This is a genomic window from Metabacillus sp. GQ13 (assembly GCF_059758525.1).
Genome location: NZ_JCAXET010000005.1, coordinates 89,370 through 114,076 on the forward strand (window position 1 = coordinate 89,370; position 24,707 = coordinate 114,076).

General features: G+C 35.2%; 29 protein-coding genes and 1 riboswitch. Of the genes, 3 read left to right on the forward strand and 26 right to left on the reverse strand.

The genetic code is table 11. The features are described 5' to 3' along the window. Position 1: 1 nt before the first annotated feature. From resB to AC6CHR_RS07485, 8 genes are all read right to left on the reverse strand, one after another. Positions 2 to 1,639 carry a cytochrome c biogenesis protein ResB gene (gene resB / locus AC6CHR_RS07450; protein WP_498247946.1) on the reverse strand — a complete coding sequence of 546 codons (1,638 nt, stop codon included), beginning with the start codon at positions 1,637 to 1,639 and terminating at the stop codon, positions 2 to 4. A gap of 14 nt (positions 1,640 to 1,653) precedes the next feature. Beyond that, positions 1,654 to 2,175 (reverse strand): thiol-disulfide oxidoreductase ResA, encoded by a 522-nt coding sequence (resA, locus tag AC6CHR_RS07455; RefSeq protein ID WP_498247947.1) that lies wholly within the window; start codon positions 2,173 to 2,175, stop codon positions 1,654 to 1,656. Between the two features lie 186 nt (positions 2,176 to 2,361). Continuing rightward, positions 2,362 to 3,105, reverse strand: coding sequence for a 23S rRNA pseudouridine(2605) synthase RluB (gene rluB, locus AC6CHR_RS07460; RefSeq protein WP_498247948.1), 744 nt, complete (start codon positions 3,103 to 3,105; stop codon positions 2,362 to 2,364). A 253-nt stretch (positions 3,106 to 3,358) separates the two neighbouring features. Continuing rightward, a complete protein-coding gene (locus AC6CHR_RS07465; RefSeq protein WP_498247949.1) occupies positions 3,359 to 3,889 on the reverse strand; it encodes a spore maturation protein in 531 nt (176 codons plus the stop codon). A 6-nt stretch (positions 3,890 to 3,895) separates the two neighbouring features. Then, positions 3,896 to 4,483 (reverse strand): nucleoside recognition domain-containing protein, encoded by a 588-nt coding sequence (locus AC6CHR_RS07470; protein WP_498247950.1) that lies wholly within the window; start codon positions 4,481 to 4,483, stop codon positions 3,896 to 3,898. Next, positions 4,476 to 5,627, reverse strand: a complete 1,152-nt coding sequence (locus tag AC6CHR_RS07475; protein ID WP_498247951.1) for a D-alanyl-D-alanine carboxypeptidase family protein — start codon at positions 5,625 to 5,627, stop codon at positions 4,476 to 4,478. Before AC6CHR_RS07475 ends, AC6CHR_RS07470 begins: the two co-directional genes overlap by 8 nt. Positions 5,628 to 5,854: 227 nt before the next feature. Then, complete coding sequence (scpB, locus tag AC6CHR_RS07480) at positions 5,855 to 6,448, reverse strand: SMC-Scp complex subunit ScpB (protein WP_498247952.1); 594 nt, start codon at positions 6,446 to 6,448, stop codon at positions 5,855 to 5,857. 4 nt (positions 6,449 to 6,452) lie between these two features. Further along, positions 6,453 to 7,211: a segregation/condensation protein A gene (locus AC6CHR_RS07485; RefSeq protein ID WP_498247953.1), complete on the reverse strand. Its 759-nt coding sequence runs from the start codon at positions 7,209 to 7,211 to the stop codon at positions 6,453 to 6,455. Positions 7,212 to 7,546: 335 nt separating this feature from the next. Here AC6CHR_RS07485 and AC6CHR_RS07490 point away from each other — a divergent pair, with 335 nt between their 5' ends. Continuing rightward, complete coding sequence (locus AC6CHR_RS07490; protein WP_498247954.1) at positions 7,547 to 7,639, forward strand: YjcZ family sporulation protein; 93 nt, start codon at positions 7,547 to 7,549, stop codon at positions 7,637 to 7,639. 202 nt (positions 7,640 to 7,841) lie between these two features. After that, positions 7,842 to 8,369: a DUF309 domain-containing protein gene (locus AC6CHR_RS07495; RefSeq protein ID WP_498247955.1), complete on the forward strand. Its 528-nt coding sequence runs from the start codon at positions 7,842 to 7,844 to the stop codon at positions 8,367 to 8,369. A 206-nt stretch (positions 8,370 to 8,575) separates the two neighbouring features. Here the strand turns inward: AC6CHR_RS07495 and AC6CHR_RS07500 are convergent, their stop codons facing one another. The 5 genes from AC6CHR_RS07500 to AC6CHR_RS07520 form a co-directional block, all read right to left on the reverse strand. Continuing rightward, complete coding sequence (locus AC6CHR_RS07500) at positions 8,576 to 8,941, reverse strand: GNAT family N-acetyltransferase (protein ID WP_498247956.1); 366 nt, start codon at positions 8,939 to 8,941, stop codon at positions 8,576 to 8,578. A 164-nt stretch (positions 8,942 to 9,105) separates the two neighbouring features. Further along, on the reverse strand, positions 9,106 to 9,570 hold the full coding sequence (gene ribH, locus AC6CHR_RS07505) for a 6,7-dimethyl-8-ribityllumazine synthase (RefSeq protein WP_498247958.1): 465 nt from the start codon (positions 9,568 to 9,570) through the stop codon (positions 9,106 to 9,108). A gap of 281 nt (positions 9,571 to 9,851) precedes the next feature. Continuing rightward, the gene (locus AC6CHR_RS07510; RefSeq protein WP_498247959.1) at positions 9,852 to 11,045 is read right to left on the reverse strand and encodes a bifunctional 3,4-dihydroxy-2-butanone-4-phosphate synthase/GTP cyclohydrolase II; all 1,194 of its coding nucleotides are present in this window, start codon (positions 11,043 to 11,045) and stop codon (positions 9,852 to 9,854) included. 41 nt (positions 11,046 to 11,086) lie between these two features. Beyond that, on the reverse strand, positions 11,087 to 11,734 hold the full coding sequence (ribE, locus tag AC6CHR_RS07515) for a riboflavin synthase (RefSeq protein ID WP_498247960.1): 648 nt from the start codon (positions 11,732 to 11,734) through the stop codon (positions 11,087 to 11,089). Between the two features lie 302 nt (positions 11,735 to 12,036). Further along, a riboswitch (FMN riboswitch) is annotated at positions 12,037 to 12,182 on the reverse strand. Between the two features lie 228 nt (positions 12,183 to 12,410). Beyond that, a complete protein-coding gene (locus AC6CHR_RS07520) occupies positions 12,411 to 12,845 on the reverse strand; it encodes a peptidylprolyl isomerase (RefSeq protein WP_498247961.1) in 435 nt (144 codons plus the stop codon). A 350-nt stretch (positions 12,846 to 13,195) separates the two neighbouring features. Here AC6CHR_RS07520 and AC6CHR_RS07525 point away from each other — a divergent pair, with 350 nt between their 5' ends. Beyond that, positions 13,196 to 14,089: a DUF1002 domain-containing protein gene (locus AC6CHR_RS07525; protein WP_498247962.1), complete on the forward strand. Its 894-nt coding sequence runs from the start codon at positions 13,196 to 13,198 to the stop codon at positions 14,087 to 14,089. Positions 14,090 to 14,190: 101 nt separating this feature from the next. On the opposite strand, the gene lysA is transcribed toward AC6CHR_RS07525, so the two are convergent. The 13 genes from lysA to AC6CHR_RS07590 form a co-directional block, all read right to left on the reverse strand. Next, entirely contained in the window at positions 14,191 to 15,510 is a 1,320-nt protein-coding gene (lysA, locus tag AC6CHR_RS07530) for a diaminopimelate decarboxylase (protein WP_498247963.1), read from the reverse strand. A gap of 265 nt (positions 15,511 to 15,775) precedes the next feature. Further along, entirely contained in the window at positions 15,776 to 17,248 is a 1,473-nt protein-coding gene (locus AC6CHR_RS07535; protein ID WP_498247965.1) for a spore germination protein, read from the reverse strand. Continuing rightward, a complete protein-coding gene (gene spoVAEA, locus AC6CHR_RS07540) occupies positions 17,232 to 17,807 on the reverse strand; it encodes a stage V sporulation protein SpoVABEA (protein WP_498247966.1) in 576 nt (191 codons plus the stop codon). Before spoVAEA ends, AC6CHR_RS07535 begins: the two co-directional genes overlap by 17 nt. Before the next feature lie 9 nt (positions 17,808 to 17,816). Beyond that, positions 17,817 to 18,167, reverse strand: a complete 351-nt coding sequence (spoVAE, locus tag AC6CHR_RS07545) for a stage V sporulation protein AE (protein WP_498247967.1) — start codon at positions 18,165 to 18,167, stop codon at positions 17,817 to 17,819. Next, complete coding sequence (gene spoVAD / locus AC6CHR_RS07550) at positions 18,167 to 19,189, reverse strand: stage V sporulation protein AD (RefSeq protein ID WP_498247968.1); 1,023 nt, start codon at positions 19,187 to 19,189, stop codon at positions 18,167 to 18,169. Before spoVAD ends, spoVAE begins: the two co-directional genes overlap by 1 nt. Positions 19,190 to 19,204: 15 nt before the next feature. Beyond that, a complete protein-coding gene (gene spoVAC / locus AC6CHR_RS07555; protein ID WP_498247969.1) occupies positions 19,205 to 19,660 on the reverse strand; it encodes a stage V sporulation protein AC in 456 nt (151 codons plus the stop codon). Between the two features lie 18 nt (positions 19,661 to 19,678). Further along, positions 19,679 to 20,101 (reverse strand): stage V sporulation protein AB, encoded by a 423-nt coding sequence (locus AC6CHR_RS07560; protein WP_498247970.1) that lies wholly within the window; start codon positions 20,099 to 20,101, stop codon positions 19,679 to 19,681. Next, positions 20,091 to 20,717, reverse strand: a complete 627-nt coding sequence (locus AC6CHR_RS07565) for a stage V sporulation protein AA (protein ID WP_498247971.1) — start codon at positions 20,715 to 20,717, stop codon at positions 20,091 to 20,093. Before AC6CHR_RS07565 ends, AC6CHR_RS07560 begins: the two co-directional genes overlap by 11 nt. Positions 20,718 to 20,914: 197 nt before the next feature. Further along, positions 20,915 to 21,673: an RNA polymerase sporulation sigma factor SigF gene (sigF, locus tag AC6CHR_RS07570; RefSeq protein WP_498247972.1), complete on the reverse strand. Its 759-nt coding sequence runs from the start codon at positions 21,671 to 21,673 to the stop codon at positions 20,915 to 20,917. A 13-nt stretch (positions 21,674 to 21,686) separates the two neighbouring features. Next, entirely contained in the window at positions 21,687 to 22,127 is a 441-nt protein-coding gene (gene spoIIAB / locus AC6CHR_RS07575) for an anti-sigma F factor (RefSeq protein WP_498247973.1), read from the reverse strand. Beyond that, the gene (gene spoIIAA / locus AC6CHR_RS07580; protein ID WP_498247975.1) at positions 22,124 to 22,477 is read right to left on the reverse strand and encodes an anti-sigma F factor antagonist; all 354 of its coding nucleotides are present in this window, start codon (positions 22,475 to 22,477) and stop codon (positions 22,124 to 22,126) included. The genes spoIIAB and spoIIAA overlap by 4 nt, the downstream gene beginning before the upstream one ends. A gap of 95 nt (positions 22,478 to 22,572) precedes the next feature. After that, positions 22,573 to 23,736, reverse strand: coding sequence for a D-alanyl-D-alanine carboxypeptidase family protein (locus AC6CHR_RS07585; RefSeq protein WP_498247976.1), 1,164 nt, complete (start codon positions 23,734 to 23,736; stop codon positions 22,573 to 22,575). A 19-nt stretch (positions 23,737 to 23,755) separates the two neighbouring features. Continuing rightward, positions 23,756 to 24,586: a nuclease-related domain-containing protein gene (locus tag AC6CHR_RS07590; protein ID WP_498247978.1), complete on the reverse strand. Its 831-nt coding sequence runs from the start codon at positions 24,584 to 24,586 to the stop codon at positions 23,756 to 23,758. Positions 24,587 to 24,707: the final 121 nt, after the last annotated feature.

Consider the following 24,707-nt stretch of genomic DNA (forward strand, 5'->3'; position numbering starts at 1 on the left):
ATTAACCCTCCTTTTCTACATTCTTTTCCAATTGATCTATTGGGTCTGTCAAAGAAGTACCTTCTACTATTGTTTTTATCTCATTGCCCAAACCATACCAATTTTTATTTGTATGTCCAGCGATTAAGATCTCATCACCACTTCGTCTAATCCAAATACGACGATGGTTCCAATACATTCCTTGAATAACACCGATCATAAAGATTGCACCACCGAGTCCTAATATACCAAGAGTCAAATCTTTTCTAACTGTTAAGGCTGTTAGATTTTTCGTTTCTACACCTTCAAATTTCATTTTGTATTTATTATCTTCTGAAGGCTCAATTGTTTGTTGAATAGCAACAAAACTTGTTTCACCTTTTGGCTTATCGGGAGTGATCATTTTAAACACAAATGCCGGATTGTTCGGTATTCGAGTTTTCGTATTTGGAACACCTTTATCGTCAAAGTAAAAATCAGGAAGATAAGTTGAAATTTCCACCTTATAACCGTTTCCTAGATCATAAATTTTTTCAGGATCTATAAGGTCCACGGTTAACTGACCAAAACTTTTTTCTGAGGTTTTGTCTATTAAACTAAATGTCATTTTGTTTAATTCATCTAGTTTATAATCCACTTGATAAAGTGAAAAAGAATCAACTTTGAGTGGTTCATTCACGCGAATTTCTTGTTGTTTAATTTCTTTAAGATCCGGATTTGCACCATGTACAATTTCTCCTTCTCTTTCATATAAGACAACATTCGATTGAAAGTTTTTAACAACACTACCGTCGCCTACACGTGATATTGCATCACCAAAGACTTCATTTTCCTTTTCTTTTTCGTAAACTTCCATAATAAATTCTTTGTTTTCAAGGTAGTACTTTCCTTCTGTCCCTGGTATAACGGCAGTTTCCCCATCTCTAAGCCAGAGAACTTCATCCACATACATCCCAGGTACAGTTCGGAGCATAGCCCCTATTAAGAAAATAATTAATCCACAATGGTTTACATATGGACCCCACCTAGAAAAGCGACCTTTTTCTGCTAATAGATTACCATTTTCTTCTCTAACTTTATAACGACGAGAAGAAAGTCGTTCTTTGATCGTTTCTACATTAAAATCCTTTGTTTTCGTAGCACCAAATAATCTTTGACGTTTCATAAACGATTCGTGTCTCGTTACACCTTGTTTTTTTAGGGCACGATTCAATGGCACAAAACGATCTAAGCTCGCGATAACAAGTGATATACCTAGTGAAGCTACTAAGGTCATATACCACCATGAACCATATAAATTATGAAAACCTAAATCATAATACAATTGACCCAAAATCCCATACTCGTCTTTGTAAAATTCACTTGCTGTTACTGTTGGTGGAATATACAATTCCTGCGGGAATACTGTTCCTAATGCTGAGGCAATTAAAAGTAAGACAATAATCCAAATTCCTACTTTTACTGATGAAAAAAAATTCCAAACTTTATCAACCATTGTTTTTTTATACGTTTGAGAGCGTCTTGCAGTTCCATCATATTTCATATCCAATAGTTTTTTAGGTTCTAACTTTTCATCTTCTCCTATTGGATTTCCACAAGATTCACATATATGTGTACCTTGTGGATTTGCATGACCACACTCACAATGTACCTTTTTCATGCTAAAACTCCCCATTAAGGTTTAATCTGTTCCATAAAATCCTTTACCATTCTTTCTGTTAAAGAGCCTGAAGTAATATGTATAACCTTGCCTTCAGGATTAATTAAAAACGTTGTTGGTAGTGGCCCTACTCCATATGCATTTAATACTTGGCGATCTTTATCAAGTACTATAGGAAATGTTAAATCTAATTTATTGGCAAAGCTTTGAACAGCAATATTAGATTCAGCAATATTAACAGCTAATACTTCAACACCTTTTGTTTTGTAGTATTCATATTGATTGTCCATAAAAGGCATTTCACGTTCACATGGCTCACACCAAGTCCCCCAAAAGTTTAAAAATACACCTTTGCCTCGATATTCTGATAGCTGATGTTCATTTCCCTCTAAATCCGTTAATACAAAATCAGGTGCTACGCTCCCAACCTTTACTTTCTCTTTACTGACAAAGAAATTCGAATATAACGTATAACCAACTGCACCAATTAATAAAATTAGGATAATAGAGCGCATGAGTAAACGTTTTTTCTTCATTTACAAACTCCCCTACTCTTTAAACATAGATAGTTCCGCAAAGATTGTTGTTCTTCGTATCAAGCACTACTTTACGTATTTACCCCTGTCTTCGTACTCTTTTCGAAAAAGGCTTTTAACATTCAACGTATATTATATCATTTTCTAAATAGATGGTTTACTGCACTTTTTGAAGTTTATGTGAAATTATTTCCCTTGTTTTCCTTGTTTTCCGTGTAGAGCAAGAGAGCGAAGTTGCTTAACTTCATGTGGTGATAGTTCTCTTGAATCACCTGTGACAAGACCTCTTAAATCTAAAAATGCATATTGTTCTCGTTTAAGTTTTTGAACTGGATGTCCAATTGCTTCAAACATTCGTCTAACTTGACGATTTCGACCTTCATGTATTTTCAGCTCTATTATAGCCATTTGCTTTCTCTTATCAATTGATAGTACCTTAACAATTGCTGGAGCTGTTTTTCCATCTTCAAGTTGAACACCTTTTTCTAGTCTTCTTATCATTTCGCGAGAAGGAATTCCTTTTACCTTTGCAACATATGTTTTTTCAACCTCATATCGAGGATGCATAAGACTATTGGCAAAATCTCCGTCATTGGTAAGTAACAAGACTCCAGATGTATCATAATCTAGTCTTCCTATTGGATAGATACGTTGTTTTATATATGGGAAAAAGTCGGTAACAACCTTTCTTCCTTTATCATCTTTAGCAGCTGAAATAACTCCTGTCGGCTTATACAAAATCAAATATATTGGTTCCTCACGTTCTAGAGGAACCCCCTCAACTTCTACACGGTCTTGTTCGTTAACCTTGATACCGAGTTCCTTTACTACTTTTCCATTCACTTTTACTTTTCCTTCTGCAATTAATTGTTCAGCTTTTCTTCTAGATGCTACACCTGCATGTGCAATTACTTTTTGTAAGCGTTCCATTCCGTTCACCTCGTTAATATATTAATGCTTTCCTATTTTTTTCACAAGTTTAGGTATTATACGACAAATTGTGCTTTACCATCATACCATACTTTCCCTCCTGTTTTTTATCCTAGAATTATCAAATATTCCCCATTACCTAATCTCTGTATTCAAAGGGATTATAGCTCTTTTACACAAAAATTTTATAGTTTCCTAAACAAAAAAACTACCCCGTGTGAGTAGTTTTAAAAAGAATATCATTTATTCACAATTATCCAAACAACAGTGTAACGATAACTAATGATGCGATAATCCCGACTAGATCAGCAAGCAAACCTACTTTTAGCGCATCGCCCATTTTTTTTATACCCACTGCCCCAAAATAAACTGTTAATACATACAACGTTGTATCAGTACTTCCTTGCATTGTCGCTGCCAGCATTCCAATAAAGGAATCAGGACCGTATGTAGCAATTATATCTGAAGTGATCCCAAGCGCTGCATTACCTGATATCGGGCGTATAAACGCGAGCGGAACAATTTCAGCAGGAATATGAAGAGCCACCAATAAAGGTTTCATTAAATTCATTAAGAATTCTAGAGCTCCTGAGGCACGAAATATCGAAATAGCAACTAGCATTCCTACTAAATAAGGAATGATTGAAAAAGCGATGGTAATTCCTTCTTTTCCGCCTTCAACAAATATTTCATAAGTAGGGACCTTCTTTAAGGTACCATATAGTAAAATAAAACCGATAATTACTGGTATTAGCCATAATGATATAACACTAATGATTCCCATTCTTGATCACCCTTTTCTCTTTCTCCTAAAATAAAAGAATCGATCTATTATAATTGCCCCGAGAGTCGATATAAATGTCGCTAGTAAAGTTGGTCCTACTATACTTGTTGGTGATGAAGAACCATAGGTCATCATAATCGCAATTACAGTTGTCGGAATCAAGGTTAAACTAGATGTGTTAATTGCTAAGAATGTAATCATAGATCTGCTGGCTTTATCAGAATTTCCATTTAGCACTTTTAACTGTTCCATCGCTTTAATCCCTAGAGGTGTTGCAGCATTTCCTAAGCCGAATAGATTAGCCATCATATTTGAAAGCATATAACCCATAGCTGGATGTTCCGGAGGTACCTCAGGGAAAAGTCTTGTCACAATAGGCTTAAATAAACGACCAAGTTTCTCTAATAACCCTGCTTTTTCCGCGATCTTCATTAAACCAAGCCAGAAGACTAGTACACTAATTAATCCAAGGGATATCGTTACTGCTTCCTTTCCTCCTTTAAAGATAGCTGCATTTACTTCATCCATTGTTCCGTTAAACATGGCAAAAACAATACCAATTAACGTCAATAGAACCCATATAATATTAACCATTTTGAGTTACCCCGGATATTGAAGAAAATATCCCTTTAAATAAATTCCAAAAAGAATCTTTTGGTTTTTCATTCTCACCATTTTCATAGAAGATTGGCACGCTAGTAATTTCTTTCTTATCAAGCTTCACCGTCATTTCACCGACAACATTAGGAACATCTTCGGAATCATCCCAATCCTTATCAGGAGTTTTCAGGAAAACATTAATCTTCACCTTTTTTTGTTCCTCTGCTGTCAATGGGTAAAGAACATTGCGATCAATAAATACGTTATTTTTATAAAATTCATTATCTATTTTATCAAGTGTCCCTTGTTTCTTTATGTTCACAAGTTCATAATGCTCGAACGCATAGTTGTGTAAATTCTGATGATCTCTCCAATCATCAGAATCATTTAAAGTTACTGCAATTGTATTAAATCCATCCTTCGATGCTGTTGACACGAGAGTACGTTTAGCACGTACCGTATACCCAGTTTTCCCACCTGTACTATATTCGTAAAGACTAGTTAGTAATTTATTTTTGTTATGCCATACTCTGTCCCATTTTTCATTTGGATTGGGTGCTCTATGTGTTTCAGTACTTGTTACTTTTCGATAAATCTCGTTCCCCATAGTATATTGGGTTAATAAAGCCATATCATAGGCGGTAGATAAATGATCTTCGTGATCATCAAGACCGTGTGGGTTAGCGAAATGTGTATTAGTCATCCCAATTTCTTCTGCCTTTTGATTCATCATGACAACAAATCCTTCAAGACTCCCTCCAACATATTCTGCAATTGCCACGGCAGCATCATTTCCTGACCTAAGCATTAACCCATATACTAAATCCTCTAATTTTATTTTTTCCCCCTTTTGTAAATAAATGGCCGATCCTTCTGCTTTTAGAGCATTTTCACTTACGGTAACCTTTTCATCTAGTTTCCCTGATTCAATAGCAAGAATGGCTGTCATGATCTTTGTTATGCTAGCAATTCTCATTTTTTTATTTGCTTCTTTTTCAAAGAGGACTCTTCCAGATTCTTGCTCTATTAATATCGCAGTTTGGGCACTTACGCCAATTGCAGATGAATGATGTGGAAAGAGTGTAAAAAGCAAAATGGTAATAATAAAACCAGATAAAACAATCTTGATGTACGGCATAATGCATCCACGTCCCCTTACTTGTTTTGTACAAGTTTATGCACGTGGACAAAGCTTATGATTGTAAATTTCAAAAACCCTGAATGATTCACTGATATTTTTCTTCCATATCTATTAAAAACTTTCTTAACATAATTAATCTATACTAGTAATTCGAATAATTTTTCTAAATAAAAAACTGATCAAAAAAACTACAATTTGTAGTTCATTTGATCAGTCACTGATTCTTATATATCCTCAAACGTTTCATTAAACTTTTCAAAAAACAGGTCAGCTTCTTCCTGCTCATATTCATCACTTGCTTTATTTGGTAAGGGCGGAAGTTCCTTAATGGATTTTAATCCAAAGTATTCAAGAAATTCCTTTGTTGTACCGTATAAAATAGCGCGCCCAGTCCCTTCTACCCTTCCAAGCTCTTTAATAAGCACCTTTGAAACAAGTGTCTGGATTGGTCTTTCTGTTTTCACTCCACGAATTTCCTCAATTTCTATCCTAGTAATCGGTTGTTGGTAGGCAATAATCGCTAATGTTTCCAGAGCTGCTTGTGATAAGGAAGTATTTACTGGTGCTTCCACTAATTTTTTCAAAAAATTTGCATGTTCCTTTTTCGTAGTCAGTTGGTAATGACCAGCAACTTCTACTAAGTCAATGCCTCTTTCCTTTGCTTGATAGCTATCTGACAGCTCTGCTAATATGCCAATGACTTCATGTTCTTCGAGCTCTAAAACAATAATTAACTGTTTTAATGAGAGACCCTCATCTCCTGAAGCAAATAAAAGAGCTTCAACAATTGATTTCCATTCAATTAGACCTAAGGACATGATGCTACTCACTCCCCATTATAAAAATATCTGAAAAATTATTTTCTTGTTCAATTAAAATCAAATGTGATTTCATTAATTCCAATATCGCTAAAAATGTAACAACTAAGTGATCTTTACTGTTTGACGGAAACAAATCAACAAACCGCCTTCTGCCAGGATGTTCGTGTAAATCCTTTAGGATCTCATCCATCCTTTTATCAATAGGAATTTCCTGTCTAGCTATTTTTGTTTGCATTGGTTTTTGAATTTTTTTCCTTCTTAGCATCTTTTGAAAGGCGCCAAGCATGTCATATAACGTAATATCCAAAGAATTCGTTTGGTTGACTACTTGTGTTCCATATTCACTTAAATCACTTGGTGCTTTCGTATAGACCTGTGACCTGTCCTCTTCAAGCTCACGAAGATCATCTGCAGCTTCTTTATAAACTCGATATTCAATTAGCCTCCGCATTAATTCTTCACGAGGATCCTCTTCTGGTTCTTCTCCGAATTCTTCGTCAAATAGTTCCTCTTCTTGTTTAGGTAAAAGCATTCCACTTTTAATTGATAGCAATGTAGCCGCCATGACTAAATATTCAGAAGCAATATCAAGCTCTAGCTCCTGCATTGTGTGGATATATAGCATGTATTGCTCCGTGATTTCCTTAACCGGAATATCATATATATCAATTTCTAAACGATTAATTAAATGAAGTAATAGGTCTAATGGACCTTCGAATGCATCAATTTTTACATGATATTGCAATTTATTTCCCACCATTCCTTACAACTAGCCACAATTTAGTATAGAGGAAATTTTCTTCATGTCCAATATTTTTTAGGTTTATCGATAAATTCCATATAAAATTAACAGTTTTATCCTAATTATCTTTTCTTTTAATGAAAGAGTAATAGAACATTCATCACATAACTAGGATGTTCTTGTATTTATTAATATTTTATGTACATAGCTTTTTACTACGTCTAAAAATCACATACTATTTAGAAAGTAACCCCATACAGTGAAATGAGCAAAAAATAGGTATCCGCCTATACACACACGGCTCTTTACTCATATATTACAAATGTAAGAGCAATATAAAGGAGGAAATAAAAATGGGCGAACAAGGTTTTAACTACGGTGGAGGATTTGCGTTAATTGTTGTATTGTTTATCTTATTAATCATTGTCGGTGCTGCTTGGTTATAATAATCATATAGAGGCTGCACATAGCAGCCTTTTATTTCTCAAATCATTTTAATTGACTATCTACCAAGCAAATCAAATACCTATCAAAAACAAATAGCCTATTATATAATAATAACCTCTATTCCAACAAAAAGGTTCGTGTCAATTGGTAGCTTTTTGTGAAAAATTAAATTAGTAATGTATGAAAGAGGTGAAAATTAGTATGTATGATCAAGCTTATATAAATTATCTTATCTACTTTCATTGTGAACGGGATTATTTCGAGTGTCATGAGGTGTTAGAGGAACATTGGAAAAGTGACCCACCCAATCAACGTAAACCATACTGGGTTGGACTTATACAAGTTGCTGTAGGTTTATACCACCATCGTCGAGGCAACTTTCCAGGAGCACTGAAAATGATATCGAATGCGTTAACTTTGTTAGAGAACGATCGTAATGCCTTATTGACGCTAGGTATACATAGTGAAGAGTTGTTAGATATATTGAATAAACGAAAAAAGGAAATTGCAGATAAACAAGCTTATTACAGTATAAACCTCCCCATAAACGATAAAAAATTATTACAAATATGCCAGCGGCATTGTGAAACTTCACAGTTAAATTGGGGACAAGAAAGCGACCTATCAAATGAATTTCTCATTCATAAACACAAGAAACGAAATCGGTCTACTGTTATAGCCGAAAGAAACCAACAGCTGGAACTTAGAAAAAACGCTAAGAACTCTTAAAAAAGCGAAAGCGCATAAGCCCGTTCAGTGATGTATGAACTGAAGCACACTGCAATGAGATATAGGAAACACGAAAAGTGATAACGATTCGATATTAACTATTTGTCAGAGCACTTAACTACAGTACAAGAATTTTATAATTGCGCTAAACTATAAAGAAGGCTGTCTAAAAAGTATATACTTTTTAGACAGCCTTTTTGACTTCACTAACAATCTAAATCTTTATTGTCTTTACACTTTTCAAAAAATGCTTCTGTTTCGTCATTTGGTACAACAGATTTGGTTTTGTAGAGACCTTGCACGGCGGTCATCATACTTTTACCAATACCCTGTTGGCGATGAGAAGGATTCACAGTGACATGTTGTATTTCGACAAAGTCTTCCCCTTTGAAAATAACACCAATAGCCCCGATTATGTCTTCTCCTTGTTTCCAAAGAAACAATTGCCAATCGTCTGCAGTTTCATATTGTTTAATTGTTTGTTGTAATTGCTTTAGATCTTTTTCAGCTGGCATAAATGACAGTAGACCCATGGCAATTTTTTCAAAACTTTTTTTAAAGCGTATTAACATATATACCCCTCATTAACGAAATATCTTTCTTAAAAAGCGAAAGCAATAATCTGCATGTTGAATCTATAGTTGATAAAATTTTAATATATCTAACTTATTATTATCTCTTCTCAACACATTCATTATAAACAGTTTTCATGTTATTTTAAACACATTTAATTGAATTATTGTATAGTTCTTAGTAAATTTGCCATTTCAATCGCAGTAACTGCAGCCTCATAGCCTTTATTTCCTGCTTTCGTGCCAGCTCTTTCAATTGCTTGCTCAATTGTTTCAGTCGTTAACAGACCAAAAATTACTGGAATTCCTGTTGTTAAAGATGCTTGGGAAACACCTTTAGCAGTCTCATTACATACATAGTCATAATGCGTTGTTGCCCCTCGAATAACTGTACCCAAAGTAATAACTGCATCATATTTACCCGATTCAGCTAATTTTTTGGCAACCAAAGGTAATTCAAATGCTCCTGGGACCCAAGCAATTGTAATACTTTCTTCATCCAAACCATGTCTTCTTAAACCATCCTCTGCTCCACCAAGAAGTTTAGATGTAATAAATTCATTAAAACGCGCAACTACGATTGCTACCTTTAAACCACTACCTATTAAATGTCCTTCAAATGTTTTCATAAGTAATTCCTCCTGAAATAATTATATAGTATATCTTTCTTCGGCTAATAAATTTTAATAATTCCAAATGATAAATACTAGTGTCAAAACGACTAGATTTAGATTTGAAGTATTTATGAAAAATTTCGATTAAAATTATTTAGTTATTTATTATTCTAAACGATTATTCAAACATATCAATATTGGCTAAAAGTAAGAAATCTAAGAAACCAATATTAATATGTGTTTAGATAGTTTAAAAGCAATTCTTTGCAAAGTTTTTTCCCTTCTATTGGAGAATTTTATAAATGAAGGAAATGACCTAGTTTTTCAAACTTTGTTTTTAAGTATTGTTCGTTTTCTTTTCTTGCAGGCATTTCAATCGGTATTCGGTCAACAACTTTTAAATCATAACCTTCTAATCCTGCAATTTTTCTAGGGTTATTCGTTAAGAGTTTCATGCTATCAATTCCTAAATCTTTTAATATTTGCGCACCAATACCATAATCTCTTAGATCAGGTGCAAATCCCAACTTTTCATTTGCTGCTACAGTATCTAATCCTTGCTCTTGAAGCTTATAGGCTCTCATTTTATTTAGAAGTCCTATGCCTCTACCTTCTTGGCGCATATATAACAGAACACCCTTACCTTCTTTCTCAATTTGAGCTAGTGCAGCATGTAATTGTGGTCCACAATCACATCTATATGATCCAAAGACATCTCCCGTTAAACATTCAGAGTGGACTCTAACTAAAATCGGTTCATTCATGCTGATTTCACCTTTAACAAGAGCAATATGTTCCTTGTCATCAAGTGAGTTTGAATAACCTATTGCTTTAAAAGATCCAAATTCAGTCGGCAATTCAATTTCAATTTCCCTATTTACCAGCTTTTCGCTACGGTTTCGATATTGAATTAAATCCTTAATGGTAATAATCTTCAACTCAAGTTGTTCTGCCATTTTTAATAGATCAGGCACCCTAGCCATTGTCCCATCTTCTTTTATGATTTCACAGATGACACCACCTGGCTTTGCACCGCTTAAAATCGATAAATCTACTGCCGCTTCCGTGTGTCCAGCTCTTCTCAACACTCCACCTTCTTTTGCAACTAAAGGGAAGGTATGGCCTGGTCGTTTAAAATCTGTTGCTTTAGATTCATCAGAAAGGAGAGCCTTTACTGTATCTGCACGTTCAAACGCACTAATTCCAGTTTTATTCGTCTTATAATCAACACTTATTGTAAACGCTGTGCCATGTGGATCTGTATTCTTATTCACCATAGGTGTAAGGTCCAATTTCTTTGCTTGCTTCTCAGTAATTGGAACGCAAACAAGTCCTCGCCCATGTTTAATCATAAAATTAATAACATCTGGTGTTACTTGATCAGCTAATGCAATAAAATCCCCTTCATTTTCACGATCTTCATCATCAACTACAATAACGACCTTACCTTCTTTTAGGTCACCAATCGCTTCTTCAATTGTATGAAACATTGAGTTTGCCCCCTTCATGTCTTTTCCTTTTTAAGCTTATACTACATAAATCCATTATCTTCTAAGAAAGATTTACTTAATGAAGAGTTACTTGGCTGAATTTGCTGATTAATAAACTTTTTGATATATTTACCAATCATATCGCATTCTATATTTACAATATCCCCCGCTCCCTTTGAACCGAGAATGGTTTCGGTAATGGTATGAGGAATAATTGAAATAACAACCTTATTTTTCTCCAATCCGAAAATCGTTAAACTTATCCCATCAATCGTAATTGAACCTTTATGGATAAGAGAATCGGTTAATTCTTCTGTTACTTGCAACTCATAATAGACAGCATTAGAAACTTGCTGTTTTTTTATTATTTTGGCAACTCCGTCAACATGACCAGACACAAAATGTCCCCCGAAACGACCATTAGCTGCCATAGCTCTCTCTAGATTAACTTTCGATCCTTTATTCAACTGTACTAACGATGTACTTTTAACTGTCTCTGGCATAACATCTACTGAAAATTGAGAAGTATTAAAGTTCGTTACAGTTAAGCACACACCATTTACTGAGATACTATCGCCTAGAGACATATCAGTTATTATTTTATTAGCTCCAATTGTAAATACAATTGCATCCTTGGAGTTTTGAACACTAGTAATGGTCCCAATTTCTTCAATAATTCCTGTAAACATGAAATACCCTCACTTTGCTCTAAACTTTATATGCTATTTCTACCAACTATTCTGTGATAAGATTAATTCTTTCTTTTACATGCAGGTATTTCACAATAAATGAATGATTTGATAATAAAATAGCCCCCTTCATTAATACAGATGGCCATATTTACGTTTACTTGAATTGTTTTCATTCGAAAAAAGCCCATAGTCAATAGACTAAGGGCTTTTTATATGGAAAATTGATATTTGAATATGTCAAATAAGAGTATTAAATGTCTAATTTAAAAACAGAAATTTAATACACCGCAAAAATTCGCGCAATTCTTCTCCCATCCAGACTTTAACTGTCGGCCCTAGAATTTCACTAGATCCACCGCTAACAATGTTAACGGGTCACGGACTTAGAAGCCATGTTTGCTTCATCACCGCCGGTAGGGAATTCCACCCTGCCCCGAAGAATGTAAAACGAAATATGAAGTTATAAATTTATTTTATCTCTATAATGAGTTAGATGCAATCTTTAAGCAACTTTTATATTGAAAAGCATGATAATCAAGTTGGACATAAGAATCTACTTCACTAAAAAATGGTCAATTAATAGGAAGAGACAATCCGCACTTTAACTAATTACTTATTCCTGTAGAAATCAAAAAAAAGAGGCTGACTCTTTTAAAGTCAACCTCTTTGTTACTTATTCTTCGTAAACTTTAACTTCCTTCATTACATCATTTGGCTTGATTTTGTAAACAGCCTCAAGATTTTCAGTTACTTTACCAAAGACAGTATGGACACCATTTAAATGTGGTTGTGGTTCATGTACAAGGAAAAATTGACTGCCGCCAGTATCTTTTCCAGCATGAGCCATTGAAAGTGAACCCGCTTCATGTTTATGAGGATTACCTTCTGTCTCACATTTAATAGTATAACCAGGTCCACCTGTACCAGTTCCACTTGGACATCCACCTTGTGCAACAAAGCCAGGAATCACTCGGTGAAATGTTAAACCATTGTAAAAACCTTCATTTGCTAACTTTTCGAAGTTAGCAACAGTTCCTGGTGCTTCATTAGGATATAAATCAATTAAAAGAGTATCCCCATTCTCCATTGTAATTTGAGCCTTTTTCATATGTATGTAACCTCCATTAAGTATAATACGTCTAATAGAAATGAACGCTTCTCTATTCTACTATAACCTAGGAATGAACCGCAAACAGATCGCGCTAAGAATTAAGCTATTTTCTAAATGATTTTTGTCTAGACTAATAAAAATCAACTTTTGGATTTTATCGTACTACTTATGTAAGTTCAAAAAAAGAATTGAATTAATCTTTTAGCAGAAAGGACAAAGTTTTATTTCTAGTAACTAGAGTTAGCTCATTACTAGATGACAAATCAAAAAGCTTTTGACATTCAATAAAAAAATCTATAATAAGTATGTTGGTAGTCAATTGCTTTAAAATTAAGGAGGATTCACCTTTGAAAAAATATCTTTTAAGTATAGTTGCATGTTTACTATTTGCTTTTCCAACTCTAAGTTATGCTGATGCAGTGGTAGGCGATCTTATTATAACACTTGGAGAGGACTTAACTGCGCAACAAAAACAAGACCTTTTAAAGGAAATGAATGCAACCGAAGACAATCAAATTATCACCGTATCTAACGCAGAAGAGCATAAATATTTAGGTGATTATATACCGAAAGCAACAATTGGTTCAAAGGCACTTTCTTCATCTAGCATTACAATCGAAAAATCTGGTTCAGGACTTGAAGTAAAAACAAAAAATATTGATTGGGTAACAGACGAAATGTATTTAAATGCACTTATGACTGCGGGTGTTAAGGATGCAACAATTTATGTAACCGCCCCTTTTGAAGTCTCCGGTACCGCTGCACTAACAGGATTAATTAAAGCTTACGAACTATCTTCAGATGAAGTTATTCCTGAAGATGTTAAACAAGTTGCGAATGAAGAACTTGTAACTACTGCTAAACTCGGAGATGAAGTTGGTGCTGAAAATGCTGCTGCACTTATGGCGAAAATAAAAGATGAAATTGCTAAAAACGGAGTACCGGAATCTGATGCTGACCTTCGTGCACTCATAGAAAATGCTGCAAAAGAACTTGGAATTACCTTATCAGAGGCAGATATTAACAGCTTGATTGAGTTATTTAATAAAATGAAAAATATTAATATTGACTGGAATCAAGTAGGACAACAACTTGATAAAGCAAAAGATAAAATATCTAACTTTTTAAATTCTGAAGAAGGTCAAACTTTTTTACAGCAAGTAAAGGAATTCTTTATTGCTCTTTGGAACGCGATCATTTCGATTTTTACAAACGATGAACAAGCAGCGATGTCTTCATAGAAATAGTTAAGGTGAAATCAAATGATTCCACCTTTTTAAAATAATAAATAGTTTTATAGAAATAAAAAAGGACTTGAGAGTCCTTTTTTATTTACAGATTATTAATGTGTTACTTTCGATTTTAATGGCAAATCATTCACTATTAGATCTTTAAAACTTTCTCTTTTTATTACAAGCTGTGCTTCTCCATTTTCGACAAAGACTACAGCAGGGCGTGGAATTCTATTATAGTTATTTGCCATTGAATACCCATATGCACCAGTGCAGAACACCGCTAAAACATCATCTGATTTCACCTCAGGTAACGGTAAATCCCAGATTAGCATATCACCACTTTCACAGCATTTCCCTGCGATTGAAACTAGTTTATTATGCTTTTCATTCACTCTGTTGGCTAATACTGCTTCATATTTTGCCTGATAAAGTGCAGGACGAATATTGTCACTCATTCCTCCATCAATTGCTACATAGTCTCTGATGTTAGGAACATTTTTTTGGGAGCCGGTCGTATAAAGCGTCGTCCCTGCGTCACCCACAAGTGAACGACCTGGTTCAATCCAAATTTCTGGCATTTGAATGCCCATTTCTTTCACTTGTCGTTTCACTGCTTCTACTATTTGTTCAACATAATATGTTGGAGGAAGTGGTTCATCTTCTTTTGTATAGCGAATTCCAAAGCCTCCACCTAAGTTAACTACATCAGGAACAAATGCAAATAGATCTTTCCAGACATTAATTTTTTCAAAAATTCTTTCTGCTGCGAGAACGAATCCGGCAGTATCGAAGATTTGTGATCCGATATGACAGTGGATACCTAATAAATGAACCCCATCATGGCCAAGGACGTTTTCAATCGCTTGTTCAATTTGCCCATTTAATAACCCAAATCCAAACTTGGAATCCTCTTGGCCTGTAGTTATATAATCATGTGTATGTGCCTCAACACCTGGTGTAACACGTAAAAGTACTGGCACCTTTGAATGATACTCTTTTGAAAGCTCTTGGAGAAGCTCGATTTCATAGAAGTTATCGACAACAATACAGCCAACTCCATGTTCTAAAGCCATCTTTAACTCTTCACGACTTTTATTATTTCCGTGTAAATGTATTCTTGAAGCAGGAAAACCCGAGGAAATAGCTGTGAAAAGCTCACCTCCAGAAACAACATCTAATGATAATCCTTCTTCATCGATTAACTGAAACATTGCAATTGATGAAAAGGCTTTACTTGCATAAGCTACTTGTGCTTTTACACCCATATTTTCAAAGGCTTCCTTAAAACTTCTAGCTCGTTCTCTAATTAATGCAACATCATAAATATATAGAGGTGTTCCGTATTCCTTCGCTAATTTTAACGTATCAACTCCGCCTATTTCTAAATGCCCTGCTTCATTCACTTTACTAGTACCATGTAAGAACAAAATGATCCCCTCTTTCTATATCTAGGCTGTTAATTAGAAATGTTCTTTACGACGCATTAAAGTATCTAAAATATAGTCCCCATAGATATTTATGCTACCTATTGTGCCGAATAAACTACATCTATTTTTAAAAGCCATCTGCTTAAATCTAAAGGTAATTAGGACAGTAGTAATACAGTTGTTATTACTGTCACTGTTAACGAAACATTCACTAAATTAAACATACAATATCATAAAAGAGGGGTTCTTACAATGTCACTTTCACCTATTCTGGCTGTTTTTTTACGTTTTGAGGATGAACAATGCTTGGTCTTATTTTTGCACCTGGCACAGCTGTTCGAATAATGATTTGCCATAGTGCTTTGGCATTAAACGGAATAAATGGCCATAGATATGGTGTGTTCAACGAACGAATACTCGCGAGAAGTAAAACAAACACAGTACAACCTATAACAAAGCCTTCTGTCTTAAAGATTGCTACAGCAATTAATAAGATCAAACGTGATATTTTATTAGCAACACTCAGTTCATAACTTGGAGTTGCAAACGTTCCAATTCCAGCGACAGCTACATAAAGGATAACTTCTGGTACAAATAAACCAACATCAATTGCAATTTGACCAATTAATGCAGCAGCGATAAGACCCATTGCGGTGGACAATGAGGTTGGCGTGTGAATGGCCGCCATTCTTAAAAACTCAAGTCCAAAGTCCGCGAGAAATATTTGCACAATAATGTGAATGTTAGATGACTCGTTAGGGCCAATATACGCTATTTCCTTCGGTAATAACGATGGTTCAATTGCAAACAAAAACCACAGTGGCAACAAGAAAACCGAGGCCATAATCCCTAAAAAGCGGACCCATCTAAGAAAAGTACCAACTGCTGGTGCTTGTCGATATTCCTCAGCGTGCTGTACATGATGAAACAGTGTTGTTGGAGTAATGATAACACTTGGAGATGTATCTACAATAATTATTACGTGGCCTTCTAATAAGTGATTTGCAGCTACATCTGGCCTTTCTGTATATCTTACGAGAGGATAAGGATTATATCCTTGTTTAACGATAAACTCTTCAACGGATTTATCAGCCATTGTTAGACCGTCTATTTTAATTGCTTTTAATTCTTTTTCTACTTTATTTACATGTCCAGGGTCTGCAACGTCTTCTATAAAGGCTAGACATACATCAGTTTTTGAACGTTCACCTATTTTCATTAACTTATATCGTAATCGTTCATCTCTAATTCTTCTTCTAATCAATCCTGTATTGACAATGATGTTTTCAACGAAGCCATCTCTAGCTCCTCGAACAATTTTTTCAGTGTCAGGCTCTTGCGGATCACGGCCAGGATAACTACGAACGTCGACAACAAATCCATAGTCACTACCTTCGATCAAAAATACAATTAGTCCTGAGAGTACTTGAGTTACAACTTCATCAAGAGTATTTATTTTATCTACTGACTGGTTCACAATACGATTTTCTAGGATATCTCTAAATTTATTATGATCTACTTCTTTGTCACTTAAAGATGTAACATTTTTTAAAATTTGAGTAATATAATTTGTATCACATAGACCATTTAAATAATATAAATTAACATGGTGGTTTAAGATAAACAGTTTCCGAATCCCTAAATCGAAGCTCGTATTTAAACCAACATGTTCTTCAAAATATTTCTCATTTTCTGAAAGTTTTCGTGAAATCGGGTGTTTTTCAGTCTTTGTTGCCATGATATCCGTTCCTTTCTAATATAAGGTTGACAGCCTTCATCGTAATAGGACATCCATTTTTCACGCTATCCTTACGCGCCATCTTGCCAATATCACCAATTCCAACAATTACCGGAACGTCCAATTCGTCAAGGCAATAAACCGTATCACCATTTATCCTCCCTACCTCTAGATCCTTTAATCCACTTTTATCTACTCCATATTCTGTTAATTCTCCAAACCGGTCAATACTGACATCAACCTTCGCCCATTCAGTTTGATGCGACTTTGAAGCAACTGCGATAACCCCAAGTACTTTGATCTTCTGATGCGTCGCTACATATTTTAAGGCGGTTTCACCTGCACCCTCACCTAATAAACCACAATCATCAAACATGACAAAAACAGGATCATTTTTAGCTTGAAGAATCAGTTGAACAATATCATGTCCACTTAGAGTAGTTGGATTTCCTTGTGTATCAGAAATTGCTCTACCTCCTATCCTAGCCGCTATATATTCAATTGTTCTAGCAGCATACTCATCTCCATCAGTAACTAAAATCACCTGTCTTTTTGTCAACGTATCATCCTATCCTTTCGGTTTAAAAATAAGTGCCATAATAAATGCAAACAGGATTGCAGCTGATATTCCTGCTGATGTTAATTCGAAAATCCCCATACCAATCCCGATAAACCCGTGTTCCTTCGCCTGGTGCATCGCACCATGTAATAATGCATGCCCGAAGCTTGTTATTGGTACTGTGGCACCAGCACCAGCAAACTCAATCAATTTATCATATAGACCAAATCCATCTAAAACTGCACCTGCTACAACAAATGAGCTCATCACATGTGCTGGTGTTAATTTTGCAATATCTAAGAGTAATTGACCAACTACACAGATGGCACCGCCAACAGCAAAAGCTAATATGTACTCCATTAGCTATTCACACCCCTATCGGTTCTTTCAAAAACAACTGCATGCGCAATGGTAGGAATTGATTCCTTTTGTTGAATCATTACCGGGCTTAATAAAGCGCCTGTAGCAACGACCAAGACACGATTAAGGTGACCATTTTCAAGTTCATTAAAAATGTGACCGAATGTTACAACGGCTGAGCATCCACACCCACTGCCACCAGCAAAAACCTTTTGATCAGGTGTATATACCATTAGCCCACAATCATTATGTTTATCATGGATATCATACCCTTCTTCTTTGAGCATTTCTTTGAGAATTGGACTTCCTACACCTGACAAATCACCTGTATAAAACATATCGTAATCATCTACAGTCCTGTTAAGATCCTTTAGGTGTTGAGCAATTGTTTCTGCAGCTGCTGGTGCCATTGCGGATCCCATATCAAATGGGTTTGTAATACCAAGATCAGCTACCGTACCTATCGTTGCTGAAGTAATCTGAATATTGCTTTTATCCGTATCTATTAACACTGCACCTGCTCCTGTTACAGTCATAGTTGCTGTATCAGGCTTTTGACCTCCATACTCAGTAGGGTAACGAAATTGTCTTTCTGCAGTAGCATTATGACTACTTGTTGCAGCTATTACATTTCTTGCAAAACCACCATCTATTAACGCCGATCCGACTGCTATTGTTTCCATAGATGTTGAACAAGCCCCAAACATACATAAAAATGGAACTCTTACTTGCCTTGCCACGTAATTAGCTGTTACATTCTGATTTAATAAATCTCCTGCTAATAAAAGATCGATATCCTCCGTTGTCTTGCTTGCTTTATTTAAGCAATGGTCAATTGCTTGAGTCATCAACCTTCGTTCTGCTAACTCCCAGTTGTCCTCACCACAATGAAGTTCTTTATGTGTCACATCAAAAGTCTGACCTAATGGACCAGCAGCTTCTTTTGGGCCTACTGCTGTTCCAGTCGAATGAACAAATAATGGATTTTCAAATTGCCAAGTTTGTTTTCCAATTAATTTCATAATTTCCACCTCATCTTAAAATACTAGCCCATAAAAGTAACGTATCATTCCAACTATATAGGCTGAAACGACACCGAAGACGATTACGCTACCAGCCAGCTTAAACATGTTTGTAGCAACACCTAAGACAATTCCTTCACTACGATGTTCAATTGCTGCACTTGCCATTGAGTTGGCAAAACCAGTTATAGGAACAGCTGAACCTGCCCCAGCAAATTGACCTAACCTATCATATAGCCCAAAACCTGTTAAAATCGCTGCCAAAAGTATTAAAGTACCTGCAGTTGGATTGGCTGCATCTTTTTCAGAGAAATTTAATACATTGATATAAAAATTTGTTATTACTTGCCCAAATGTACAGATAAGACCACCGATAATGAATGCCTTAATGCAATTTAGAAAATATGATGGTTTAGGTTGAAATTCCTTAATTTGATTTTTATAATCATCTTTTATTTTAGACTTCGCCATCTCGAGACCTCCATTTATTTATTGGTTAACAAAATAAATCCAGTGAAAAAGTGAACCTGCAATTTTACCTAACACAATCGCCATTAATAACATAAGGATTTTTTCACCAAAACCAATGCGTTTCACAAGAATTGGAAAGACATTTAATACCTCCGTTAATGCAGCTGCTAGCATTCCAATGAATACTCCACAAAAAAGGCCAATTGGAATTAACCATAGCTTGGACTGAAAAAGCATCGTGTTTCTTAGACTCATCCAACCTATAATGACAGTTCCTAGAATGATTGCCAGTTCATATACATGAATGAATTTATTTGTTTTAGTTAACTGTGTTAATCTTGGAATAACGCCCAGTACAGCTAAAAATGCTACATAACCAGAACCGACGACAAGTCCACCCGACAGACCAACAATGACCAAAATGGCACTGTTAACGATCATCATGACCAAGGTCGTTCAACTTCTCCTTACTCTCATTCATTGCTACATAATGGTCCAAATCTAATTGATAATTAAACATTTCAACTTCTAGGGGACTAGGCTCCTCATTAATTCTTTTCTTAAATAAATGATTAAAAAATAAAATCATGCCTAAACCTAATCCTATTGAATATGGAATTTGCAATAAGAGGGGCTGTGCATTTTCTTTCCCAGTCACAATCTTATGAATTCGTTGATGTACTTGCAGCATACTCACGTCCTCGTGGAAGTTCATAATTGCAAGACCTGCACCAATAAATAGCAATAACCATACAACACAAAAAAGAAATGGCGAAACCTTTTTCTTTTCACTAACAACCTCGACGATTGTTTGTGACGCTCCTATAGTTTGAACATCAATAAGGTGGTCATATTTATGTATTGCCCTTAGTAGATGCATAACGTCTATTACCACCATATTTTTATCGCTCTTTGTAACTTTGTGGATTATTATTTCTTTTAATTTTTCTACCAACTCCTTATGTCCGACAACAATTGCTATTTCATCAATTGTAATGACATCAAGAGGATGTACTTGAATTCGATGTCGAAGTCTTATATATACTGTCTTTCCCATCAAAATTCACTTCCTAATGATTTGTTTTGGTTGTATATGTAGTATGCATTGGCAGATTTTTAATCATGCAAGATTAGGAAGTCCAATAATTACCATGCTGGGGAAAGTTATGTAAGGAATGAAGGTTTCATATACAGCAAAAAAGACCCCCATATTTTTAAATGAGGGTCTTTCTAATCTACTTAGCTAAATGGTTTCTATTGATTCATTTTATCCTTCATTTGCAGTAAGATCTTTTTTTCAAGACGGGAAACTTGTACTTGGGAAATCCCAAGTCGATCAGCAACCTCTGATTGTGTTTGATCTTTATAGTACCTTAAGTAAACAATCAATCTTTCTCTTTCATCAAGATCACGGATCGCATCCTTTAGTACAATTTTATCAAACCATTTTGTTTCGGTACTATCCGCTATTTGATCTAGTAGGGTGATTGGATCACCATCATTTTCATACACCGTCTCATGGATCGAGGAAGGTGCTCTTACTGCTTCTTGAGCCAGAACCACATCTTCGGGAGAAATGTCTAGGTAGTTTGCGATTTCTGTTACAGTGGGTACCTTACCCATTGTTTTAGAAAGTTCATCTCGAGCACGTCTGATTTTATTTCCTAGTTCTTTTAATGACCGACTAACTTTTACAGTCCCATCATCGCGGATAAATCGTTGGATTTCTCCTATGATCATCGGAACAGCATAAGTTGAAAATCGAACGTCATATGATAAATCAAATTTATCAACAGATTTAAGTAACCCAATACTTCCTATTTGAAATAAATCATCAGGTTCATAACCGCGGTTTAAAAAGCGTTGAACAACAGACCAAACGAGACGCATATTTCTCTGAATAATGAGATCTCGAGCGCTCTGATCGCCTTCTTGACTACGGCGTATTAATTCCTTGACTTCATGATCCTTTAACTGTGTTTTCGAGTTATCGTTCTTGACCTCCACATCCATAGCAAGTCTCCCTTTAATTGCATAAAGCTTTACTTTTCGATAAGTGTTTTGTCAATCTTACTGTTGTTCCTCTTGTTTCATATGACTCTACATTAATCTCGTCCATGAAATTCTCCATGATCGTAAAACCCATTCCCGATCTTTCTAACTCGGGTTTCGTCGTATAGAGCGGTTGTCTAGCTTCGTCGATATCTAAAATTCCTATCCCTTCATCGCGAATCGTCAAATGAATGATGCCATCCTCCAATGTAGCTGTTATATAGACGATCCCATTCGGATCATTTTCATATCCATGAATAATGGAATTAGTCACCGCCTCGGATACTACTGTTTTTATCTCAGTCAATTCATCCATTGTAGGGTCTAATTGCGCAATAAAAGCAGCAACTGTCACTCTAGCAAACGATTCATTTTGGCTAAGTGCTGAAAATTGGAGGTTCATTTCATTTTTCATGAAGCCACCCCCAACTTAAGCAACGCTTTTTGCTCATTTTCTTCTAAACGAATAATTTTAAATAATCCAGACATATCAAATAATCGTTGTACAGCAGGGGAAATTGCACAAACAACCATTTCTCCTCCTGCTGCTTTTATTTGTTTGTACCTACCTAAAATTACACCCAAACCAGAACTATCCATAAAAGCTAAATTTTCAAGATTTAACAAAATATGCTTAATAGGGTTTGCTGCTAGTATTTCGGTAACTTTTGTTCGCAAGTCTTCAGCTGCATGATGATCTAGCTCACCAGACAACCGAATACATAAAACAGTTTCTCTTACATCAAGTTCAATCGCTAAACTCAAGGTTTTACCCCTCCTTAATTTCTGGATAAAGAGAGATTCTTGATTGAACCTTTGTTTTCCTGCTCAATGACAAAACTAGTGGTTATTCGTCAACATTAGCTAGATTTTGTAAATTGACCTGTTACTCTCTGAAAAAGCTTCCACCAACTGGCTTCCACAATATCCTTCTCTGCTATTAATTTACTTTCAGAAATTATCTTATTATCTTTCATAAGTCTGAGAGATCCTAACTCATCCCCCATTTTAATAGGTGCTTGAACATCTTTCTTCATCACAATTTCTTGTGTAACATCGTCAACACTCTCACCCTTTTTAGTAAGAACGGAAATAGATTCAGAAGTTATTAAATTCGCTTCTGTTTCATTACCTTTATTTATTTTTAACTGTGTTAATACATGGTCCTTCTCAAATAGAGGATGTGTTTGATATTGACTAAATGCGTAGTCTAGCATCTTTGTCACTTGAGAATTACGTTCTTTTGGTGTATCTGCTCCAAAAACAACTGCTATTACCCTCATATCACCTTTCTTAGCTGTAGCTGTTAAGCAGTATTTTGCTTCATTTGTAAAACCAGTTTTTACTCCATCTACTCCTGGATAAAACTTTACAAGTCGATTTGTATTAACAAGCCAAAACTTTTTGTCCGTATCTTCTCGTAAATAATCTTCGTATTTTCCTGTGAAATTTGTAATTTCCTCATATTTCAATAACTCTTTCGCCATTATAGCCATATCATGTGCTGAGCTATAGTGATCCGATTCCGGTAAGCCAGTCGGGTTTTTAAAATGTGTATTCTTCAAACCTAATTCTTTTACTTTTTTATTCATCATACTGACAAACTCTTCATTAGATCCTGCAATTTTTTCAGCCATTGCAACTGAGGCATCATTCCCTGAGCCAATCGCGATCCCTTTTAGCATTTGCTCCACAGTCATCTCTTCACCAGGCTCTAAGAAAATTTGTGAACCACCCATAGAAGCCGCATATTCACTAGTACGAACCATTTCATCGATTTTGATTTGGTTTTTTTCAAGAGCTTCCATTATCAATAGCATTGTCATGATTTTAGTCATACTTGCTGGAGGCAACTTTTCTTCACTATTTTTATCGTACAAAATCGTCCCCGTATCTCGTTCGATCAAAACAGCTGATTTCGCTTTATCTGCAAGTTCGACAGTAGTAGACTCTTTAGCAAATGCAACAGGTGTGACAGAAATGAGTATTGCTATAAGCGTTAAGCAAGAAAGTATCCGTTTCATTTCATAAGCCCTCCATTCTTTATACATCACATTTTTTCCATTTGGAGGGAAAATATACTAGGCTTTCAGGAAAGTTTTTTAATCGGTTAAGGGAAAGATGATAGCGCTTATCACAAGTACTACCGGATACTCTGAAGTTACATGCAGAAAGAAGCTTATAAGAGGTGGTTCTTGAGGTAAGATGTGTAAGGATTCTGAATTGCTTATTTGTTATAGAATGATCTATTAATAGATAGTAATCTTTTAGTGCACTAAGATGAGCTTGTTTTGATATAAATTGACAAGCAGGACATTCCCATTTCCCTCTACTTCTTTCCATGGATATATTGGTGCATCTTTTACATAATACTCTAATGACTAGATCACTCCTAGAAATTGTAAATTCGTCCAGAATGTCAGAATGATATGCTGTATGTAACGTAACTAACCGTTTAGATAGTTTATTTATGTCTTTCTTAAACGCTTTATTATCGATTTGATCGGTATGATTTAATTTTTCTATTTCTGGTAGTATATTTGTACTTTTAAAGACATTTAGTTTAGTTTTTTGGTTTGGGTTTCCACCTGTTACTTTAATAATTGTATTTGGATTTGTTATTATAACAAACGATTCAACAGGTATATCAGGGAAATTTTGAGCCTTTAACCATCTCTTCAATTGAAATTCTTGATGCTTTACCTGTTTTATTGGATCTGGAAATCCTTCCTCTTCTCCGTTTAATACCCTTATAAGCTGATTGTATGTCTGGTCCAAAATAAGAGTACCTGTGATATTCTTCACTTCAAAAATAATCATATAATCGGAAGTTAGAATTAGTATATCAATCTGGAAAGTATCTGAAAATTTCATTTTGTGTAGTCTATTTATTTACTTATTAGATTGTTTTTTTACTTTGTTGCATCTTTTCCCCTTGAGGTTGCGTCTATTACTACATCTAAATGTAAAAAACCACAGCACTTTGGCTGTGGTC

Excerpts from the sequence above, each read along its gene's own strand:
- resB (WP_498247946.1), bottom strand. The coding sequence starts at position 1,639 with ATGAAAAAGGTACATTGTGAGTGTGGTCATGCAAATCCACAAGGTACA.
- resA (WP_498247947.1), bottom strand. The coding sequence starts at position 2,175 with ATGAAGAAAAAACGTTTACTCATGCGCTCTATTATCCTAATTTTATTA.
- rluB (WP_498247948.1), bottom strand. The coding sequence starts at position 3,105 with ATGGAACGCTTACAAAAAGTAATTGCACATGCAGGTGTAGCATCTAGA.
- AC6CHR_RS07465 (WP_498247949.1), bottom strand. The coding sequence starts at position 3,889 with ATGGGAATCATTAGTGTTATATCATTATGGCTAATACCAGTAATTATC.
- AC6CHR_RS07470 (WP_498247950.1), bottom strand. The coding sequence starts at position 4,483 with ATGGTTAATATTATATGGGTTCTATTGACGTTAATTGGTATTGTTTTT.
- AC6CHR_RS07475 (WP_498247951.1), bottom strand. The coding sequence starts at position 5,627 with ATGCCGTACATCAAGATTGTTTTATCTGGTTTTATTATTACCATTTTG.
- scpB (WP_498247952.1), bottom strand. The coding sequence starts at position 6,448 with ATGTCCTTAGGTCTAATTGAATGGAAATCAATTGTTGAAGCTCTTTTA.
- AC6CHR_RS07485 (WP_498247953.1), bottom strand. The coding sequence starts at position 7,211 with ATGGTGGGAAATAAATTGCAATATCATGTAAAAATTGATGCATTCGAA.
- AC6CHR_RS07490 (WP_498247954.1), top strand. The coding sequence starts at position 7,547 with ATGGGCGAACAAGGTTTTAACTACGGTGGAGGATTTGCGTTAATTGTT.
- AC6CHR_RS07495 (WP_498247955.1), top strand. The coding sequence starts at position 7,842 with ATGTATGATCAAGCTTATATAAATTATCTTATCTACTTTCATTGTGAA.
- AC6CHR_RS07500 (WP_498247956.1), bottom strand. The coding sequence starts at position 8,941 with ATGTTAATACGCTTTAAAAAAAGTTTTGAAAAAATTGCCATGGGTCTA.
- ribH (WP_498247958.1), bottom strand. The coding sequence starts at position 9,570 with ATGAAAACATTTGAAGGACATTTAATAGGTAGTGGTTTAAAGGTAGCA.
- AC6CHR_RS07510 (WP_498247959.1), bottom strand. The coding sequence starts at position 11,045 with ATGTTTCATACAATTGAAGAAGCGATTGGTGACCTAAAAGAAGGTAAG.
- ribE (WP_498247960.1), bottom strand. The coding sequence starts at position 11,734 with ATGTTTACAGGAATTATTGAAGAAATTGGGACCATTACTAGTGTTCAA.
- AC6CHR_RS07520 (WP_498247961.1), bottom strand. The coding sequence starts at position 12,845 with ATGAAAAAGGCTCAAATTACAATGGAGAATGGGGATACTCTTTTAATT.
- AC6CHR_RS07535 (WP_498247965.1), bottom strand. The coding sequence starts at position 17,248 with ATGGCAACAAAGACTGAAAAACACCCGATTTCACGAAAACTTTCAGAA.
- spoVAE (WP_498247967.1), bottom strand. The coding sequence starts at position 18,167 with ATGGAGTACATATTAGCTTTTGCTGTTGGCGGTGCCATCTGTGTAGTT.
- spoVAD (WP_498247968.1), bottom strand. The coding sequence starts at position 19,189 with ATGAAATTAATTGGAAAACAAACTTGGCAATTTGAAAATCCATTATTT.
- spoVAC (WP_498247969.1), bottom strand. The coding sequence starts at position 19,660 with ATGGCGAAGTCTAAAATAAAAGATGATTATAAAAATCAAATTAAGGAA.
- AC6CHR_RS07560 (WP_498247970.1), bottom strand. The coding sequence starts at position 20,101 with ATGATCGTTAACAGTGCCATTTTGGTCATTGTTGGTCTGTCGGGTGGA.
- AC6CHR_RS07565 (WP_498247971.1), bottom strand. The coding sequence starts at position 20,717 with ATGGGAAAGACAGTATATATAAGACTTCGACATCGAATTCAAGTACAT.
- sigF (WP_498247972.1), bottom strand. The coding sequence starts at position 21,673 with ATGGATGTGGAGGTCAAGAACGATAACTCGAAAACACAGTTAAAGGAT.
- spoIIAB (WP_498247973.1), bottom strand. The coding sequence starts at position 22,127 with ATGAAAAATGAAATGAACCTCCAATTTTCAGCACTTAGCCAAAATGAA.
- AC6CHR_RS07585 (WP_498247976.1), bottom strand. The coding sequence starts at position 23,736 with ATGAAACGGATACTTTCTTGCTTAACGCTTATAGCAATACTCATTTCT.
- AC6CHR_RS07590 (WP_498247978.1), bottom strand. The coding sequence starts at position 24,586 with ATGAAATTTTCAGATACTTTCCAGATTGATATACTAATTCTAACTTCC.